The organism is Shinella sp. GW821-FHT10F02 (assembly GCF_058809275.1).
On record NZ_JBXASL010000007.1, the window covers coordinates 15,980 to 35,319 of the forward strand.

Sequence of the window (19,340 nt, forward strand, 5' to 3'; positions counted from 1 at the left end):
GTCTCAGAGGTGCCGCGTCTCTTCCGGCGTGTTCCACCAAGCATTGTTCCGCCCGTCGAAATATTGCACCGGCAATGCCGCAAGCTCGCTGTGCTCGATATCATCGAGGCAGGCGACATTGATCGAGACATAGGCGCCGCCGATCGCCTCAACATAGCCTTGGCCGAACGGCGAGACGCCGCAGTTCTTGCAGAAGTGGTGGTGCCCGCTCATCGTGCCGAACTGGTAGTCGCCGAGATCCGCCTCGTCGCATTGCAGGCGAAAGGCATCCGGCTTGATCTGGGCACCCCAATACCGCTTCTTCGAGCAGATCGAGCAATTGCAGCGGCCCGTGCCCTGCGAGAGGTCGATATCCGCCTCGTAGCGGATCTTTCCGCAGTGGCAGCTTCCCTTGTAGGTCTTCAACATGATGTTTCCTCGCTTGCGCCACGCGCCCATAAATGACAATATGCTGTCAAATTCACTTTTGCAGAATGACAACATGTTGTCAATATGAATCCGGATCGCACCCCCGCCGGCGACGCTTTCGCCGCCTTCGCCATTTCCGTGCTGCGCCTTGCCGGGCACTTGCAGACGGCCGGCGATGCGCTGGCCAAACCCGCCGGCCAGACCAGTGCCCGCTGGCAGGTGCTCGCCGCCGCCGACCATGCGCCGATGTCCGTGGCAGACGCCGGCCGGGCGCTCGGTATGACGCGGCAGGGCGTGCAGCGCGTCGCCGACCTGCTCGAAAAGGACGGCCTGATCCTCTATGCGGAAAACCCCGCCCACCAGCGCGCCAAGCTGATGGTGCTGACCGACGCGGGAAAGACGACGCTCGACGCCATCAAGACCCGCCAGGCCGTCTGGGCCAATGCCCTCGGCGAGCTCTTCGATAAAAAGCAGCTCCGCGAGGCAACCGAGACCGTCATCACGGCGTTACAGGTCGTTGAGAAACAGTCCGTGCCGGACGACTGAAACCGGTCGATGCTTTGACACGGGCGATAAATGTTGATACCAACTTATTTGTCGAAAGCCCGTGAAAGAGGAGTCCCGAGCATGAGACCGAACCACGAGATCGTATCCCAGGAAGAATGGCTCGCCGCCCGCAAGGCCCTGCTGGCCCTGGAGAAGGAGGAGACCAAGCTGCGCGACAAGGTGCGCGCCGAGCGCCTCACCCTGCCCTGGGTCAAGGTGGAGAAGAACTACACCTTCGAAACGCCCGAAGGCCGCAAGACGCTGGCGGAACTGTTCGATGGGCGCAGCCAGCTCATCGTCTACCACTTCATGTATGGTCCCGACTGGGATGCCGGCTGCCCCGGCTGTTCCTTCATGGCCGACCATATCGACGGCATGCTGCCGCATCTCAACAATCACGACGTCACGATGGTCGCCGTTGCCCGCGCGCCGTTGGAAAAGCTTGAGGCCTACAAGAAGCGCATGGGCTGGGAGTTCCCCTGGGTCTCGTCCTTCGGCAGCGATTTCAACTTCGACTACCATGTCTCCTTCACCAAGGAGGAGCTGGCCCGCGGCAAGGTGATGTATAACTTCCGCGAGACCGACGCCGCCGATGCGCATGATGAACTCCCGGGCCTCAGCGCCTTCTTCAAGGACGAAGACGGCATCGTTTACCACACCTATTCGGACTATGCCCGCGGCGGCGAAGAAGCGCTCGGCACCCTGATGATCCTCGACCGCGCACCAAAAGGCCGCAACGAGACGGGAACGCTCAGCTTCGTCAAGCGCAAGGACGAATATGACGATGCGCCGAAGGCGCATTCCTGCTGCGACTAAGCCCAGAAGACAACGAAGGAACGACGACATGCACAAGGACTATGGCCGGTTCTGCTGGTACGAACTGATGACGAACGACGTCGCGGCCGCCGAGCGTTTCTACGCATCGGTCGTCGGCTGGTCGATCCGCGATTCCGGCATGCCGGACATGAACTACCTGCTCGCCTATGCCGGCGACACGCAGATCGCCGGCATGATGGCCCTGCCGGCGGAAGCGAGTGGCATGCCGCCGGCCTGGATGGGCTATATCTTCACCGACCGGATCGAGGAGACCGCCCGGGAGATCACCCAAAACGGCGGCTCGGTCATGCGCGAACCGGCCGACATTCCCGGCATAGGCCGCTTCGCCGTCGTCGCCGATCCGCACGGCGCCGTCTTCTCGCTCTTCGCTACCCAGGACGAGAGCCCGGCCCGGCCCGAAATGATGACGCCCGGCCATATCGGCTGGAACGAGCTGATGGCCGGCGACCTCGACACCGCCTGGGCGTTCTATTCGAAGACCTTCGGCTGGACCAAGGACCAGGCCGTCGACATGTCGGACGCCGGCATGGGCATCTACCAGACCTTCGCCGCGGGCGGCGGCAACGCCATCGGCGGCATGATGACCACTCCGCCCGGCATGCCCATGCCGCCGGCCTGGGGCTATTATTTCGTGGTCGAAGGCCTCGATGCCGCCGGCAAACGCGTCACGGATGGCGGTGGCAGCCTCATGATGGAGCCGATGGAAGTGCCCGGCGGCGCCTGGATTCTCAATTGCGTCGATCCGCAGGGCGCCTATTTCTCGCTGGTCTCCATGACCCGCTAGAACTCTGTTCTGCGTGGGGCGGCCTTGCCTGCTCCACGCAGCTTTCACAAAACCGTCACAGACACGTCATGACCAAGGGCCATATTGACGACGGTCAGAACCGGGTCTCGCCCCGGCCGCAGGATGCGCTTTCTGGTAGCCGCTATCGGCATGATCTGTAGCTGCGTATTTTTCAGAAATCATCCCCATGCGTCTTTCCATAAAGCTTTCGCTTGCAGCCCTGCTGCTGGCCGTCATTGCCATTTCCGCAACCAGCGTCGCGAGCCTTTATCTCAGCGCCAGCCAGTCGACCGAGGCGGCGGTGACGAAGCTCGAAACGCTGGCCGACGGCCGGCGCAACGAGTTGGCGCAGTACCTGCAATCGATCGTCAAGGAGACCCGCGACCTGGCCGGCCAGAAGGTCGTCGCCAAGGCGCTCGACGATCTTTCGGGTGAACTCGGCGCGATCGGGGGCGACCGCGCCGCCGAGTTGCAGCGGCGCTATGGCGGCAAGGCGGAGCTGAAATCCGCCGAGATCGACAAGTTCGACCAGATGCATGGCCGCTACCACGGCTTCTTCCTTCGGCAGGCGGAGGCGCAGGGTTTCGACGACATGCTGCTCGTCAATCTCAGCGGCGACGTCGTCTATTCGCTGAAGAAACACGATGATTTCGGCGCCAACCTCACGACCGACGCACGCTTCGCCGGCACCGGCCTTGCCAAGGTCTTCGCCGAGGCGGCCCCCAGCACGGAAACCGCCATCGTCGCCTTCGGCGACTACCAGGCCTATGCGCCGGCCGGCCGTGCCACGGCCTTCCTCGCCGCCCCCGTCGCCTCCGTCGCCGGCAAGATCGGCGTGCTCGTCGTGGCCCTGCCGACCGAGCGCATCGCCGCCCGGCTGAACAATCCGGTGGGCCTCGGCGAGACCGGTGAAGCCATGCTGCTGAACGCCGACGGCACCCTCCTCACCCGCCCCTCGCATGGCACGGATGCCGACGTGCTCTCGATGCGCATCGCACCGGAGCTTCTGGCCGCCGATGGCGGTGCGATCGCCAAGGCCACCCTGCCCGATCACCGCGGCCGCGAGGTGAAACTCGCCGCCGCCAGCTTCGATTTCCTCGGCCGCACCTGGACCGTCGCCGCCGTCATGGCATCGAGCGAAATCTTCGCCGGCCTCACCCGCCTCATCCACTGGACGCTGCTCGTCTCGCTTTGCGTGCTCGTGGTGACGGCCGCCGTCGGTTTCCTCTTCGCCAGCCGCCTTTCACGCCCGATCACCGCTCTTGTCTCCGACATGAACCGGCTTGCCGGCGGCGACACGACGATTGCCTGCGACGGTCAGGCGCGGCGCGACGAGATCGGCGACATGGCCCGCTCCGTGCTCGTCTTCCGCGACGCGGCAATCGAAAAGGAACGCCTGCAACGCGAAACCGCGACGATCCGCGAGGAGGCCGACAGCGAACGGGCGGCCCGCGAGGAGGCCAAGCAGGCGGAAGACGCCGAGACCGAGGCGGCCGTGCTGCGCCTCGCGGGCGCGCTGCAGCACCTCGCCCGCGGCGATCTTACGCAGCGCATCGACACGCCCTTCATGCCCGCGCTCGACCGTATTCGCACCGACTACAATGCCTCCATCGAGCGCCTCGCCGAGGCTATGACGACGGTGCGCGTCAACACGCACCGCATCCGCGACGATTCCAGCGAGATGCAGGAGGCGCTCGTCCAGCTCTCCAGCCGCACCGAGCGGCAGGCCGCCTCTTTGGGCGAGGCCGCGACGGCACTTGCGGAAATGACGCAGGCCGTGCAGTCCGCCGCCGAGCGCACGACGGTCGCCGAACGCCTCGCCTCCGACACCAAGAAGAGCTCGGCCACATCCGAACAGGTCGTCGACAACGTCGTCAGCGCCATCGGCAAGATCGAGACATCGTCGCACGAGATCGGCAATATCATCGGCGTCATCGACGACATCGCCTTCCAGACCAACCTTCTGGCGCTGAATGCCGGCGTGGAAGCGGCGCGGGCGGGCGAAGCTGGCAAGGGCTTTGCGGTCGTCGCGCAGGAAGTGCGGGAACTGGCGCAGCGCACGGCGAGTGCGGCGCGTGAGGTCAAGGCGCTGATCACCAAATCCGCCGACGAAGTGGCGCGCGGCGCAGGCCTCGTGCGCGAGACCGGCAGCGTGCTGCGCGACATCGCCGGCAAGATCAACGCGATCGATACGGAGATCAAGGAGATCGCGCGCGCCGCCCGCGACCAGTCCGTCGGCATCCACGAGATCAACACGACGATCCGCCAACTCGACGCGGTGACCCAGCAGAATGCCGCGATGGTCGAGGAAAGCAGCGCCGTCACGCACCGCCTTTCCGACGAGTCCGCCACGCTTGCGCGCCTCGTCGGCCAGTTCGAGACGCCCAGCGAGGCGTCGCGCCAACCGGCGGCAAGGCCGCACCTGCGCGCCATCGCCTGATCGACGGTGACGGTGGGCAGCGATCCCGCTTGCAATCTCTCTTCGCATTGCACAAACTCTCCTCGATGGCGGCAACAGACCGTCACCGAGGGGAAAAAGAGAGCGCATGTCGATCAAGGCCGGTATCTACCACCTCACCCATTACAAGTACGACAACCCGGTCCGGCTCGGACCCCAGATCATCCGGCTGAAGCCGGCCGCCCATTCCAAGACCAAGGTCATCAGCCATTCGCTGAAGGTTTCGCCGGCAAACCATTTCGTGAACCTCCAGCAGGACCCCTACGGCAACTATCTCGCCCGCTACGTCTTCCCCGATCCGGTCACCGAGCTGAAGATCGAAGTCGACCTCGTCGCCGACATGACGGTCTACAACCCCTTCGACTTCTTCATCGAGGAAGAGGCAGAGCACTGGCCCTTCGATTATCCGGAGGATCTGCGCGAAGACCTGAAGATTTATCGCGCACCCGAGCCCATGGACCCGGCGCTCGAAGCCTATATGAAGACGATCGACCGCTCGCGCCGGCGCACGCTGGACATGGTCGTCGCCCTCAATGCACAGGTCCAGCAATCGGTCGGCTACGTCATCCGCATGGAGCCCGGCGTGCAGACGCCGCAGGAGACGCTGACGACGGCGCTCGGTTCGTGCCGCGATTCGAGCTGGCTGCTCGTGCAGATCCTGCGCAATCTCGGCTTCGCCGCCCGCTTCGTCTCCGGCTATCTCATCCAGCTCAGCCCCGACCTGAAGGCGCTGGATGGCCCTTCCGGCACCGAGGTCGACTTTACCGATCTGCATGCCTGGTGCGAGGTCTATCTCCCGGGCGCAGGCTGGATCGGCCTCGACCCGACCTCCGGGCTGCTCACCGGTGAAAGCCACATCCCGCTTGCCGCCACACCGCATTTTCGCAATGCAGCGCCGATCAGCGGCGGTTATTTCGGCGAGGCGAACACCGAATTCGATTTTGCCATGACGGTGGCGCGTGTCGCCGAGCACCCGCGCATCACCAAGCCGTTCTCCGACGAGAGCTGGGAGGCGCTGAATGCGCTGGGCCGCAAGGTCGACACCGTGCTTTCGGACAACGACGTGCGCCTCACCATGGGCGGAGAGCCGACCTTCGTCTCCATCGACGATTTCGAATCCGAGGAATGGAACACCGCTGCCGTCGGCCCGACCAAGCGCGAGAAGGCCGACGAGCTGATCCGGCGCCTGCGCGAGCGTTTCGCGCCCGGCGGCTTCCTGCATTATGGCCAGGGCAAATGGTATCCTGGCGAAAGCCTGCCGCGCTGGACCTTCTCGCTCTACTGGCGCAAGGACGGCAAGCCGATCTGGCACAATCCGGACCTGATCGCCACCGAGGGCGCCGACACCGAGGTCACCGAAAAACAGGCCGAGGCGCTTCTCGCCGGCATCGCCGCCGAGCTCGAGATCGAGCCGGACATGATCATCCCCGCCTTCGAGGACCCGGCGGAATGGATCATCAAGGAAGGCAGCCTGCCGGAAAATGTCGACCCGTCGAACTCCAAGCTCGAAAGCCCGGAAGAGCGGGCGCGCATCGCCAAGGTGTTCGAGCGCGGCCTGACGACTGCGACCGGCTATATCCTGCCGGTGCAGGCCTGGAACGCCAAGGCGGGCGGGCGGCGCTGGGTGAGCGAACGGTGGCGCACCCGCCGCGGCAAGATCTTTCTCATTCCCGGCGATTCGCCGATCGGCTTCCGCATGCCGCTCGGCACCCTGCCCTACGTGCCGCCGTCGCAATATCCCTATATCCACCAGGCCGACCCCTCGATCCCGCGGGAGCCGCTGCCCGACTACAGCGCCCCGGCGAGGACATTGGCGCAGGCATCGCTGCGGGCGAGCGAGCCCCAGCAGGACCGCAACGAACAGAACATCGCCGGATCGACGGGCGACATCCGCGGCGCCGTGCGCACCGCTCTCAGCGTCGAGCCGCGCGATGGCCGCCTGTGCGTCTTCATGCCCCCCGTCGAGCGCATCGAGGACTATCTCGACCTGATTGCCGCCGCGGAAAAGGCTGCAGCCGATCTCGGCCTGCCGGTCCATATCGAAGGCTATGCGCCGCCGCACGACGAGCGCATCAACGTCATGCGGGTCGCACCCGATCCGGGCGTCATCGAGGTCAATATCCACCCCGCCGCCAACTGGCAGGACTGCGTCGACATCACCACCGCGGCGTACGAGGAGGCCCGCCTCACCCGGCTCGGCGCCGACAAATTCATGATCGACGGCCGCCACACCGGCACGGGCGGCGGCAACCATGTGGTCGTCGGCGGCGACAACCCCAACAACAGCCCGTTCCTGCGCCGGCCGGACCTCCTGAAGAGCCTCATCCTCCACTGGCAGCGGCATCCGTCGCTCTCCTATCTCTTTTCGGGCATGTTCATCGGCCCGACCAGCCAGGCGCCGCGCATCGACGAAGCGCGGCACGACACGCTCTACGAGATGGAGATCGCCTTCGCGCAGGTCCCGCCGCCCGGCCAGGGTGCCGCACCGCTGCCCTGGCTCGTCGATCGCCTTTTCCGCAACCTGCTCACGGATGGCACCGGCAACACGCACCGTTCGGAAATCTGCATCGACAAGCTGTTCTCGCCGGACGGCCCGACCGGCCGCCTCGGCCTCGTCGAGTTCCGCGGCTTCGAAATGCCGCCGAATGCCCGCATGAGCCTTGCCCAGCAATTGCTGATCCGCGCGCTCATCGCCCGCTTCTGGCAGAACCCGGCGGATGGCGGCTTCGTGCGCTGGGGCACCACGCTGCACGATCGTTTCATGCTGCCGCACTATGTCTGGCAGGATTTCCTGGACGTGCTGGCGGACCTCAAGACCAACGGCTTCGACCTCAAATCCGAATGGTTCGCCGCCCAGCTCGAATTCCGCTTCCCCTTCTGCGGCGAGGTCGAATACGAGGGCGCCAATCTGGAAGTGCGCCAGGCGCTGGAACCGTGGCATGTCATGGGCGAGCAGGGTGCGGTCGGCGGCACCGTGCGCTACGTCGATTCGTCCGTCGAACGCCTCCAGGTGAAGCTGGAGACCGCCAATCCGGAACGCTACACCGTCGCCTGCAACGGCAGGCCCGTTCCGCTGCGCTCGACCGGCACCAAGGGCGTCTCCGTCGCCGGCGTGCGCTACAAGGCTTGGCAGCCCGCCTCTGGCCTGCATCCGGCGCTGCCCGTCAACACACCGCTTACATTTGACATTTATGATACATGGTCGCGGCGGGCGATCGGGGGCTGCATCTACCACGTTGCCCATCCGGGCGGACGCAGCTATGACACCTTCCCGGTGAACGGAAACGAGGCTGAAGCGCGCCGGCTGGCGCGATTCGAGCCCTGGGGGCACAGGGCGGGCGGCTATACGCTGTGGCCGGAACCACCGTCGGCGGATTTTCCGCTGACGCTGGATCTGCGCCGGCCGTCCGGCATCTAGCCCTCCATTGGAGTACAGGAATTGAAGACCACGAGTGTGGAGGCAGAACGCGTCAAGGCCGGTACGGCGCAAAAGCCGACGCGCGCCTATGCACCGCCTCCGGGCGTCGCCGACGAGATGGTCGACACGAACGGCGAAGTACGGCCGGTCTGGCGGCATTTTCTCGCCGCACTCGGCAAGATGGACGAGACCGAGCTTGCCGGCCGCTTCGCCCGTGCCGACCGCTACCTGCGCGACGCCGGCGTCTTCTACCGGGCCTATGGTAAGGAGGCCGGCGCCGAGCGCGCCTGGCCGCTCTCCCACATTCCCGTGCTCATCGACGATGCCGAGTGGGAGACCCTGTCACGCGGCCTCATCCAGCGGGCGGAACTGCTGGAGGCGGTCGTCGCCGACATCTACGGCAAGAACGAACTCGTCGCCAACGGCCTGCTGCCGCCGGCCCTCGTCGCCTCTAACAGCGAATTCCTGCGCCCGCTCGTCGGCGTGCAGCCCGCCGGCAAACATTTCCTGCACTTCGTCTCCTTCGAAATCGGCCGCGGGCCGGACGGCAACTGGTGGGTGCTTTCCGACCGCACGCAGGCACCATCGGGCGCCGGCTTCGCGGTCGAAAACCGCGTGGCGACGACACGCGCCTTCTCCGATGTCTTCGCGGAAACCCACGTCCACCGCCTCGCCGGTTTCTTCGGCGCCTTCCGCAGCACGCTGCAGGGCAACAAATCCGCGGAAGACCGCATCGCGGTCCTGACGCCGGGCCTCGCCAACGAAACCTATTTCGAACACGCCTATATCGCCCGCTATCTCGGCTTCATGCTGCTGGAAGGCGAGGACCTGACGGTCGTCGGCGGCAAGGTCATGGTGCGCACCGTTGCCGGCCTCAAGCCGGTCGGCGTGCTCTGGCGCCGCCTCGATGCCTCCTTTGCCGATCCGCTGGAATTGAACCAGAACTCCCATATCGGCACGCCCGGCATCGTCGAGGCGCTGCGCTCCGGCTCCGTCAGCATCGTCAACGCGCTCGGCGCCGGTGTCGTCGAGACCCGCGCCATGCTCGCCTTCCTGCCCAACATCTGTCGCCAACTGCTCGGCGAGGACCAGATGCTGCCCTCCGTCGCCACCTGGTGGTGCGGCCAGAAGAGCGAACGCGAACACGTCGCGGCCAATATCGAGCGCATGGTCATCGGCCCCGCCTATTCGACCCGCCCTTTCTTCGACGACAACGAGCAGTCGGTGCTCGGCTCCTCGCTGCGCGACACGGCCAAACAGTCGATCGCCGAATGGCTGGCAACGGACGGCGTGAAACTGGTCGGCCAGGAAGCGGTGACGCTGTCCACCACGCCCGCCTTCGTCGATGGCAAGCTCGTGCCGCGGCCGATGTCGCTGCGCGTCTTCGCTGCCCGCACGCGGAGCGGCTGGCAGATCATGCCGGGCGGCTTTGCCCGCATCGGCGCCGGCGACAATGTCGCAGCGATCGCCATGCAGGAGGGCGGCTCCGCGGCGGATGTCTGGATCGTCAGCCGCAAGCCGGTCGAGCGCACCTCGCTGCTGCCGGCCGAAGAGATGTTCACCCGCAACATGCCCGGCAGCCTGCCGAGCCGCGCGGCCGACAACCTCTTCTGGCTCGGCCGCTATATCGAGCGGGCGGAAGGCGCATTGCGCGTGCTGCGCGCCTGGCACGGGCGCTACGCCGAATACGCCAATCCCGAGCAGCCGCTGCTGAAGGACGTCAGCGACTATCTCGACGCGCTCGGCATCGACACGGCGGAGGCCATGCCGACGAGCCTGATCCGCAGCATCGACAGCGCCGTCTTTTCCGCCGGCAACATCCGCGACCGCTTCTCGCCGGACGGCTGGCTGGCGCTGAACGACCTGTCGAAGACCGCTCGCCGCTTCCATGTCAGCGTCCAGCCCGGCGACGACGCCACGCGCGCCATGACCGTGCTCCTGCGCAAGCTCGCGGGCTTCGCCGGCCTCGTGCACGAAAACATGTACCGCTTCACCGGCTGGCGTTTCCTCTCGATCGGCCGCTATCTCGAACGCGGCCTGCACATGACGCGCCTGCTTGGCCACATGTCCGGCGAAGACGCGCCCGACGGCGCACTCGACATGCTGCTGGAGATCGGCGACAGCGTGATGACCCACCGCCGCCGCTATAACGTGGCGACGGCGCGGCTGACGGTCACCGACCTACTGGCGCTCGACGCCCTCAACCCGCGCTCGATCCTCTACCAGCTGAACGAGATCAAGAACGAGGTCGAGCAGCTGCCGAACGCCTATGCCAATGGCCAGATGTCGCCGTTTTACCGCGAGGCCATGCGGCTTCATGCGGGGCTGGCGGTAATGACGCCGGAAACCATGACGGATGCGGTCTACAAGCGTTTCGAGACCGAACTCGAAAAGCTTTCCGACATCCTCGCCCAGACCTATCTGAGCTGAACAGGGAGGAGACGCTGTGACCATGCTCTACGACGTCAACCTCCAGATCAGCTATCTCTACGACACGCCGGTTTCCGGCGGCCGGCATATCGTGCGGGTGCTGCCCCTGTCGATCGGCGGCCGCCAGCGGCTGGTCGCCGGCACGGTCGGCGTCAATCCCGGCCCCGGCGAGCGGGTTGACCACAACGACTTCTTCGAAAACCCGATGAGCTCGATCCTCTTTCGCAACGCGCATGAGCGGCTGGACATCCGCATGCAGGCCCGCGTCCATGTCGACATGCCGGAGCCGGCCGCGGATTTTTCGCCGCGCGTCGCCGACTTGCCGGAGGACATCGCCAATTACTGGTCGCTCGATGCCGGTTCGCCCCATCACTACACCGGCGCGAGCCCGCGGCTGAAGGATTGCCCCGAGATCGCCGAATACGCCCGCGCCATCGCCAAGCCGGACATGACGATCCGCGCCATCGCGACCGCCATCTGCGCCCGCATCCACAAGGATTTCACCTACGATCCGAAGGCGACCAATGTCGACACCACCCCGCGCGAGGCCTTCAAGCTGAAGCGCGGCGTCTGCCAGGATTTCACCCATGTGATGATCGTGGCGCTGAGAAGCCTCGGCATTCCCGCCGGCTATGTCAGCGGGTTCCTGCGCACCATTCCGCCTGCGGGCAAGGAGCGGCTGGAAGGGGCGGATGCCATGCATGCCTGGGTGCGCTTCTGGTGCGGCCGGGTGAACGGCTGGATGGAGCTCGACCCGACCAACAACATCCCCGCCGGCACCGACCATATCGTCGTCGCCTATGGTCGGGACTACGCCGACGTCGCCCCCGTCATCGGCATCCTGAAAGGTTACGGCCAGCACAAGACGACCCAGGCCGTCGACGTCATCCCGGTGCGCCAGACCGCGTGAAATCCCGTTTGGAAACAACGGGAAAAGCCGGAACTGCGGGATCGGCGCAATTTTACGAAAACTATACCACGCGCCCGAACCGTTAAATAACACTTCGCTGCTAGTTTCGCCCCACATTATGAAGATGCTGGGTGAACGCTCATGACGAAGAATACGGAAAAACGGTCCTGGCTCTCCCGCCTCCTGCGGGATCGTCGCGGTAATTTCGGAATGATGACGGCCCTCGTCTTCCCGGTCATGCTGGCGGCCGGCGGCGTCGCCATCGACCTCACCAAGATGGTCATGATCAAGGCCGAGCTGCAGGACGCGACCGACGCGGCCGCCCTCGCCGCCGCCTCCTCGCTTGCCAATGATGGCAAGACCGTCGCGCAGGCGAAGGAACTCGCCATGCGTTTCCTGAAGAGCCAGATGACGACCGGCGGCAGCGCGAATGCCGAAGGGGAACACGAGGACAAGGACAAGAACGACTACTCGACCTCCACCGTCATCGACATCAAGGAGACCGTGCTTTCCGGCACCGCCAAGTCGTTCCAGGTGGATGTGGCAACGAGCTATACGCTGGATTTCAATCCCTTCACCCGCCTTCTCGGCCAGACATCGACCCAGATGCATGCGAGAAGCACGGCCGAAAGCGGCACCGCGGAAAAGAAACAGTCGGTTTCGATGTTCCTCGTGCTCGACCAGTCCGGTTCGATGTCCTTCATCACCAACGAAAAGGACCCGACCCCGAACAAGAAGTGCCAGAATCACACGTCGAGCAATTGGTACACAGCCAATCTGAAGGAAACCTCGCCGTGCTATATCTCGAAGATCGCGGCGCTGAAGACTGCGGTGGCAAGCCTCGTCACGCAGCTGAATACCGCCGATCCGGACAAAAAATACGTCCGCACCGGCGCCGTATCCTACAATGACAAGATGCTGACCACCGTCGATCTCGCCTGGGGCACGGCGGGCGCGCTCGCCTATGTCAACGCCATTGCGGCAGTACCGCAGGGCGGCACGGATTCGAGCGGCGCCTTTGCACAGGGCCTGAAAAAGGTGAAAGACACCGCGGAAGACACCATCCACAAGAATAAGAGCGGCCAGACCCCGACACGCTTCATCGTGTTCATGACCGACGGCGAGAACACCCACTATAACGGTTCCCCGAACGATACAAAGTCAGACGAGGAAACGAAGAAGAGCTGCCAGGCTGCCCGTGAGGCCAAGATCGAGGTCTATACCGTGGCTTTCATGGCGCCAAAGCGCGGCCAGGATCTCTTGAAAGCCTGCGCCACCACCGGATCGAACTATTTTGAAGCGACGAACATGGCGGGTTTGGTCAGCGCCTTCAAGGAGATCGGTAGCCGCACGGCCGCAGCGGTTGCCCGCCTGACCAAGTAAACCGCAAAACCATCGCCAAAACGGACCCGCCGCGCATTGCGCGGCGGGTTTTTTAGCATGTTCGGCGTGTTTCAGGCATGTCGAAAATGCATGTGGCCTTTCTTGAAAAGGCGTATTGCAAGCGCTTCGGATAGATGCATAAATTGATTTAAACGCGACTTTCGCGAGAACGACGCACCAAATGCGAGGGGACAAAAGTTCACCATGATGAACCGGGTTACCAACAACGATCTCGCCCCGGCCCTCCGATCTTCGGACCGAGAACAACTCGCCACCGAACTTCTGGAGCGCCTCAAATACCGTATCGGGAAAGACCCGAAAGTGGCCAAGCCCCATGACTGGCTGACGGCCGCGATCCTGGTGGCGCGAGACCGCATCACCGACAAGTGGATGGACTCCACCCGCCGCACCTATGCGACGGGCGCAAAGCGCGTCTACTACCTGTCGCTCGAATTCCTCATCGGCCGCCTGATGCGCGACGCGATGACCAATATCGGCATCATGGACGAGATGCGCCACGCGCTCGCCTCCCTCGGCGTCGATATCGACATCATCGCCGAGCTGGAGCCGGATGCCGCCCTCGGCAATGGCGGTCTCGGCCGCCTTGCCGCCTGTTTCATGGAAAGCATGGCGACGGTGGACGTGCCCGCCTACGGCTACGGCATCCGCTACGTGCACGGCCTCTTCCGCCAGCAGATGGCGGACGGCTGGCAGGTCGAGCTGCCGGAAACCTGGCTCGCCCACGGCAATGCCTGGGAATTCGAACGCCGCGAAAGCTCCTACGAAATCGGCTTCGGCGGCGCCGTTGAGACCATCAATATCGGCGAGGACAAGCAGCGTTTCGTCTGGAAGCCGGCCGAGCGCGTCATCGCCACCGCCTTCGACACACCGGCCGTCGGCTGGCGGGGCAAACGCGTCAACACGCTGCGCCTGTGGGCCGCCAACCCGATCGACCCGATCCTGCTCGACGCCTTCAATGCAGGCGACCACATCGGCGCTCTGAAGGAAAGCAACCGAGCGGAAAGCCTGACGCGCGTGCTCTATCCGGCCGATGCCACGCCCGCCGGCCAGGAACTGCGCCTGCGCCAGGAGTTCTTCTTCTGCTCCGCCTCGCTGCAGGACATCCTGCGCCGCCATCTCCAGCAATATCCGGACTTCACGTCCCTGCCGGACGCCGTCGCGATCCAGCTCAACGACACGCACCCGGCCATTTCCGTGGTCGAACTCGTGCGCCTGCTGATGGACGTTCACGGGCTGGATTTCGACGTCGCCTGGGATATCGGCCGCCGCACCTTCTCCTACACCAACCATACGCTGCTGCCCGAAGCGCTGGAAAGCTGGCCGGTGCCGCTGCTCGAACGGCTGCTGCCGCGGCATATGCAGATCGTCTATGCGATCAATGCCAAGATCCTGGTCGAAGCCCGCAAGGAAAAAGGTTTCGAGGACCAGCGCATCCGCAGCATCTCGCTGATCGAGGAATCCGGCGAGCGCCGCGTGCGCATGGGCAACCTCGCCTTCGTCGGCTCGCACTCGATCAACGGCGTGTCGGCGCTGCACACCGAGCTGATGAAGGAAACGGTCTTCGCCGACCTGCACAAGCTCTATCCGAACCGCATCAACAACAAGACGAACGGCATCACGCCGCGCCGCTGGCTGATGCAGTGCAATCCGGGCCTGTTCAACCTGATCCGCGAATCGATCGGCGAAGCCTTCATGGACGACGCCGAGGCGCTGAAGGCGCTCGACGCCTTCGCCGACAAGAAGGACTTTCAGGAGCGTTTCGCGGCGATCAAGCGGGAGAACAAGAACCGTCTCGCCAACCTGGTCGGTAGCCGCATGGGGGTCCGCATCGATCCCGCCGCGATGTTCGACATCCAGATCAAGCGCATCCACGAATACAAGCGCCAGCTCCTCAACATCATCGAGGCCGTGGCGCTCTACGACCAGATCCGCTCGCATCCGGAACTCGACTGGGTGCCGCGCGTCAAACTCTTCGCGGGCAAGGCGGCGCCGAGCTACCACAATGCCAAGCTGATCATCAAGCTCGCCAACGACGTGGCGCGCGTGATCAACAACGACCCCGCCGTGCGCGGCCTGCTCAAGGTCGTCTTCGTGCCGAACTACAATGTCTCGCTCGCCGAGATCATGGTGCCGGCCGCCGACCTCTCGGAGCAGATTTCGACCGCCGGCATGGAAGCGTCGGGAACCGGAAACATGAAGTTCGCGTTGAACGGTGCACTGACCATCGGCACGCTCGACGGCGCCAATGTCGAGATGCGTGACCATGTCGGCGAGGAGAACATCGTGATTTTCGGCATGACGGCGGAAGAAGTGGCGAAGGTGAGGGCCGAAGGGCACAATCCGCGCGCCATCATCGAGCAGTCGAAGGAACTGTCGCAGGCGCTGGCCGCGATTTCTTCGGGCGTCTTCTCGCCGGATGACCGCAACCGCTTCACCGGCCTCGTCGACGGCATCTACAATCACGACTGGTTCATGGTGGCGGCCGATTTCGACGCCTATTCAAAGGCCCAGCGCGATGTCGACGCCATCTGGCTCGACAAGACGGCCTGGTACTCCAAGACCGTGCGCAACACGGCCCGCATGGGCTGGTTCTCGTCCGACCGCACCATTCGCCAATACGCCAAGGAAATCTGGAGAGCCTGATGACCGCACCGCCGAAAAAAGGCACGACGGACCAACCGTCAGAGCTTCTGGCAAAAGCGGACATCGATGCAATTTTGGAAAGCCGGCACTGGGATCCGTTCGCAGTGCTCGGCCCCCATCCGGCGGGCGACAAATATATCGCCCGCTGCTTCCTGCCGGGTGCCGCCGAAGTCACCGCCGAGACATTGGCGGGCAAGGAGATCGGCGCGCTCACCCAGGTCGATCCGGCCGGCATCTTCGCCGGCGAGGTCTCCCTCAAGAAACTCCAGCCGATCCGCTATCGCGCCCGCAACGAGGGCGGCGAGTGGGTGGTGATCGACCCCTATAGTTTCGGGCCGGTGCTCGGCCCGATGGACGACTATTATATCCGCGAAGGCTCGCATCTGCGCCTTTTCGACAAGCTGGGCGCCCATCCGATGACGCTCGACGGCATCGAAGGCTTCCATTTCGCCGTCTGGGCGCCGAATGCCAAGCGTGTCTCCGTCGTTGGCAATTTCAACGAATGGGACGGGCGGCGCAACGCGATGCGCCTGCGCCGTGACACCGGCATCTGGGAAATCTTCCTACCCGGCATTACCGAAGGCCATGCCTACAAATACGAGATCGTCGGCATTAACGGCGAGGTCCTGCCGCTGAAGGCCGACCCCTTCGCCCGCCGCTCGGAACTGCGCCCCAACAACGCCTCGATGACCACCGGGCCGATCGCGCAGGAATGGGAGGACGAGGCGCATCTCAAGCATTGGGCGACCGCCGATGCGCGCCGCCAGCCGATCTCGATCTACGAGGTGCATGCCGCTTCCTGGCAGCGCCACGGCGACGGGGCCATGCTGACCTGGGACGAGCTCGCCGACCGGCTGATCCCCTACTGCGTCGACATGGGTTTTTCCCATATCGAGTTCCTGCCGATCACCGAATATCCCTTCGACCCGTCCTGGGGCTACCAGACGACCGGCCTTTATTCGCCGACCGCCCGCTTCGGCGAGCCGGAAGGTTTTGCCCGCTTCGTCAACGGCTGCCACAAGGTCGGCATCGGCGTCATCCTCGACTGGGTGCCAGCGCATTTCCCGACGGATGCGCATGGCCTGCGCCAGTTCGATGGCACCGCGCTCTACGAACACGAGGACCCGCGCCAGGGTTTTCACCCGGACTGGAACACGGCGATCTACAATTTCGGCCGCGCCGAAGTGCTCGCCTACCTCATCAACAATGCGCTCTACTGGTCGGAAAAATTCCACCTCGACGGGCTGCGCGTCGATGCGGTCGCCTCGATGCTCTATCTCGACTATTCGCGCAAGCACGGCGAATGGGTCCCGAACGAATATGGCGGCAACGAGAACCTGGAGGCGGTCCGCTTCCTGCAATCGATGAACGCCCATGTCTATGCCGCCCATCCCGGCATCCTGACGATCGCGGAAGAATCCACCTCGTGGCCGAAGGTGTCGGCACCCGTGCATGACGGCGGCCTCGGCTTCGGCTTCAAGTGGAACATGGGCTTCATGCACGACACGCTGCAATATCTGTCGCGCGAGCCGGTGCACCGCAAGTTCCACCACAATGACATGACCTTCGGCCTGCTCTATGCCTTCACGGAGAACTTCGTGCTGCCGCTGTCCCACGACGAAGTGGTGCACGGCAAGGGCTCGCTGATCGCCAAGATGGCGGGCGACGACTGGCAGAAATTCGCGAATCTGCGCGCCTATTACGGTTTCATGTGGGGGTATCCCGGCAAGAAGCTGCTGTTCATGGGCCAGGAATTCGCGCAATGGCAGGAGTGGAGCGAGGAAAAGTCGCTCGACTGGAACCTGCTCGAATATCCGCTGCACGAGGGCATGCGCCGGCTGGTGCGCGACCTGAACGGCACCTACCGCCGCAAGGCCGCGTTGCATGCGCGCGACTGCGAAGGCGACGGCTTCGAATGGCTGATCGCCGACGATCGCGAAAACTCGGTCTTCGCCTGGCTGCGCAAGGCGCCGGGCGAGAAGATGATCGCCGTCGTCACCAACTTCACCCCCGTCTACCGCGAGAACTACGGGGTGCCGTTGCCGGTGGAGGGCCGGTGGCGCGAGATCCTCAACACCGATGCCGAAATCTACGGCGGCAGCGGCAAGGGGAATGGCGGGGCCGTTCAGGCCAAGAAACAGGCAAATGGAAGAATCTCAGCCGCCATCACGCTGCCCCCGCTGGCAACGCTGATGCTGGAACTGGACGCGTAAAAAATCGACTGTCGGGAGGACACTATGGAGCAAAAGCGGATTCAACCCCTCGCCCGTGACGCGATGGCCTATGTTCTTGCCGGCGGCCGAGGAAGCCGCCTCAAGGAGCTGACCGACCGGCGCGCCAAGCCCGCCGTCTATTTCGGCGGCAAGGCGCGCATCATCGACTTCGCGCTGTCCAATGCGCTGAATTCCGGCATCCGCCGCATTGGCGTCGCCACGCAGTACAAGGCGCATTCGCTGATCCGCCACCTGCAGCGCGGCTGGAACTTCTTCCGCCCCGAGCGAAACGAAAGCTTCGACATCCTGCCGGCCAGCCAGCGCGTGTCCGAGACGCAATGGTACGAGGGCACCGCAGACGCCGTCTACCAGAACATCGACATCATTGAGGACCATGGCGTCGAGTACATGGTTATCCTGGCGGGCGACCATATCTATAAAATGGACTACGAGCTGATGCTCCAGCAGCACGTCGATTCCGGCGCGCAGGTGACCATCGGCTGCCTGGAAGTGCCGCGCATGGAAGCGACCGGCTTCGGCGTCATGCATGTCGACGAGAAGGACCAGATCATCGCCTTCGTCGAGAAGCCGGCCGATCCGCCGGGCATTCCCGGCCAGCCGGACCTGGCGCTCGCCTCCATGGGCATCTACGTCTTCCACACCAAGTTCCTGATGGACCTCCTGCGCCGCGACGCCGCCGACCCGACGTCGAGCCGCGATTTCGGCAAGGACATCATTCCCTACATCGTCCAGCACGGCAAAGCCGTCGCCCACCGCTTCGCCTCCTCCTGCGTGCGCTCGGATTTCGAGCGCGAGGCCTATTGGCGCGACGTCGGCACGATCGATGCCTACTGGCAGGCCAATATCGACCTCACGGACATTGCGCCGGAACTCGACATCTACGACAGTACCTGGCCGATCTGGACCTTCGCCGAGATCAAGCCGCCGGCAAAGTTCGTGCATGACGACGAGAACCGCCGCGGCTCGGCGATCTCCTCGCTGGTTTCGGGCGATTGCATCATCTCCGGTTCGACGCTGCACCGCAGCCTGCTCTTCACCGGCGTGCGCGCCAATTCCTTCTCCAGGCTGGAGGGCGCGGTCGTGCTGCCCGATGTCAGGATCGGCCGGCACGCGAACCTCAAGAATGTCGTGATCGACCGCGGCGTCATCATTCCCGAGGGCCTCGTCGTCGGCGAGGACCCGGAAGCCGACGCCAGGCGCTTCCGCCGGTCGAGCGGCGGCATCTGCCTCATCACCCAACCGATGATCGACAAGCTGGAGCAGTAGTC

The 19,340-nt window shown here is 64.3% G+C and carries 12 protein-coding genes; 11 read left to right on the plus strand and 1 reads right to left on the minus strand.

What is annotated here, in order from left to right:
• Window positions 1–3: 3 nt before the first annotated feature.
• Complete coding sequence (locus AC1RWL_RS21390; protein WP_493097185.1) at window positions 4–408, minus strand: GFA family protein; 405 nt, start codon at window positions 406–408, stop codon at window positions 4–6.
• An 84-nt stretch (window positions 409–492) separates the two neighbouring features.
• Here AC1RWL_RS21390 and AC1RWL_RS21395 point away from each other — a divergent pair, with 84 nt between their 5' ends.
• The 11 genes from AC1RWL_RS21395 (at window position 493) to glgC (ending at window position 19,338) form a co-directional block, all read left to right on the plus strand.
• Window positions 493–954, plus strand: a complete 462-nt coding sequence (locus AC1RWL_RS21395; RefSeq protein ID WP_493097186.1) for a MarR family winged helix-turn-helix transcriptional regulator — start codon at window positions 493–495, stop codon at window positions 952–954.
• Between the two features lie 81 nt (window positions 955–1,035).
• Complete coding sequence (locus AC1RWL_RS21400) at window positions 1,036–1,770, plus strand: DUF899 domain-containing protein (RefSeq protein ID WP_493097187.1); 735 nt, start codon at window positions 1,036–1,038, stop codon at window positions 1,768–1,770.
• A gap of 28 nt (window positions 1,771–1,798) precedes the next feature.
• Complete coding sequence (locus tag AC1RWL_RS21405; protein WP_493097188.1) at window positions 1,799–2,575, plus strand: VOC family protein; 777 nt, start codon at window positions 1,799–1,801, stop codon at window positions 2,573–2,575.
• Window positions 2,576–2,762: 187 nt separating this feature from the next.
• Entirely contained in the window at window positions 2,763–5,015 is a 2,253-nt protein-coding gene (locus AC1RWL_RS21410) for a methyl-accepting chemotaxis protein (protein ID WP_493097189.1), read from the plus strand.
• Between the two features lie 106 nt (window positions 5,016–5,121).
• Window positions 5,122–8,451, plus strand: coding sequence for a transglutaminase family protein (locus AC1RWL_RS21415; RefSeq protein WP_493097190.1), 3,330 nt, complete (start codon window positions 5,122–5,124; stop codon window positions 8,449–8,451).
• Between the two features lie 36 nt (window positions 8,452–8,487).
• Complete coding sequence (locus AC1RWL_RS21420) at window positions 8,488–10,881, plus strand: circularly permuted type 2 ATP-grasp protein (protein WP_256119922.1); 2,394 nt, start codon at window positions 8,488–8,490, stop codon at window positions 10,879–10,881.
• A gap of 22 nt (window positions 10,882–10,903) precedes the next feature.
• Window positions 10,904–11,791, plus strand: a complete 888-nt coding sequence (locus AC1RWL_RS21425) for a transglutaminase family protein (protein ID WP_493097221.1) — start codon at window positions 10,904–10,906, stop codon at window positions 11,789–11,791.
• Between the two features lie 141 nt (window positions 11,792–11,932).
• Window positions 11,933–13,174: a vWA domain-containing protein gene (locus AC1RWL_RS21430; protein WP_493097191.1), complete on the plus strand. Its 1,242-nt coding sequence runs from the start codon at window positions 11,933–11,935 to the stop codon at window positions 13,172–13,174.
• A 204-nt stretch (window positions 13,175–13,378) separates the two neighbouring features.
• Window positions 13,379–15,838 (plus strand): glycogen/starch/alpha-glucan phosphorylase, encoded by a 2,460-nt coding sequence (locus AC1RWL_RS21435; protein ID WP_435266309.1) that lies wholly within the window; start codon window positions 13,379–13,381, stop codon window positions 15,836–15,838.
• On the plus strand, window positions 15,838–18,051 hold the full coding sequence (gene glgB, locus AC1RWL_RS21440) for a 1,4-alpha-glucan branching protein GlgB (RefSeq protein ID WP_439617536.1): 2,214 nt from the start codon (window positions 15,838–15,840) through the stop codon (window positions 18,049–18,051). Before AC1RWL_RS21435 ends, glgB begins: the two co-directional genes overlap by 1 nt.
• A 24-nt stretch (window positions 18,052–18,075) precedes the next feature.
• The gene (glgC, locus tag AC1RWL_RS21445; protein WP_256119777.1) at window positions 18,076–19,338 is read left to right on the plus strand and encodes a glucose-1-phosphate adenylyltransferase; all 1,263 of its coding nucleotides are present in this window, start codon (window positions 18,076–18,078) and stop codon (window positions 19,336–19,338) included.
• Window positions 19,339–19,340 lie beyond the last annotated feature (2 nt).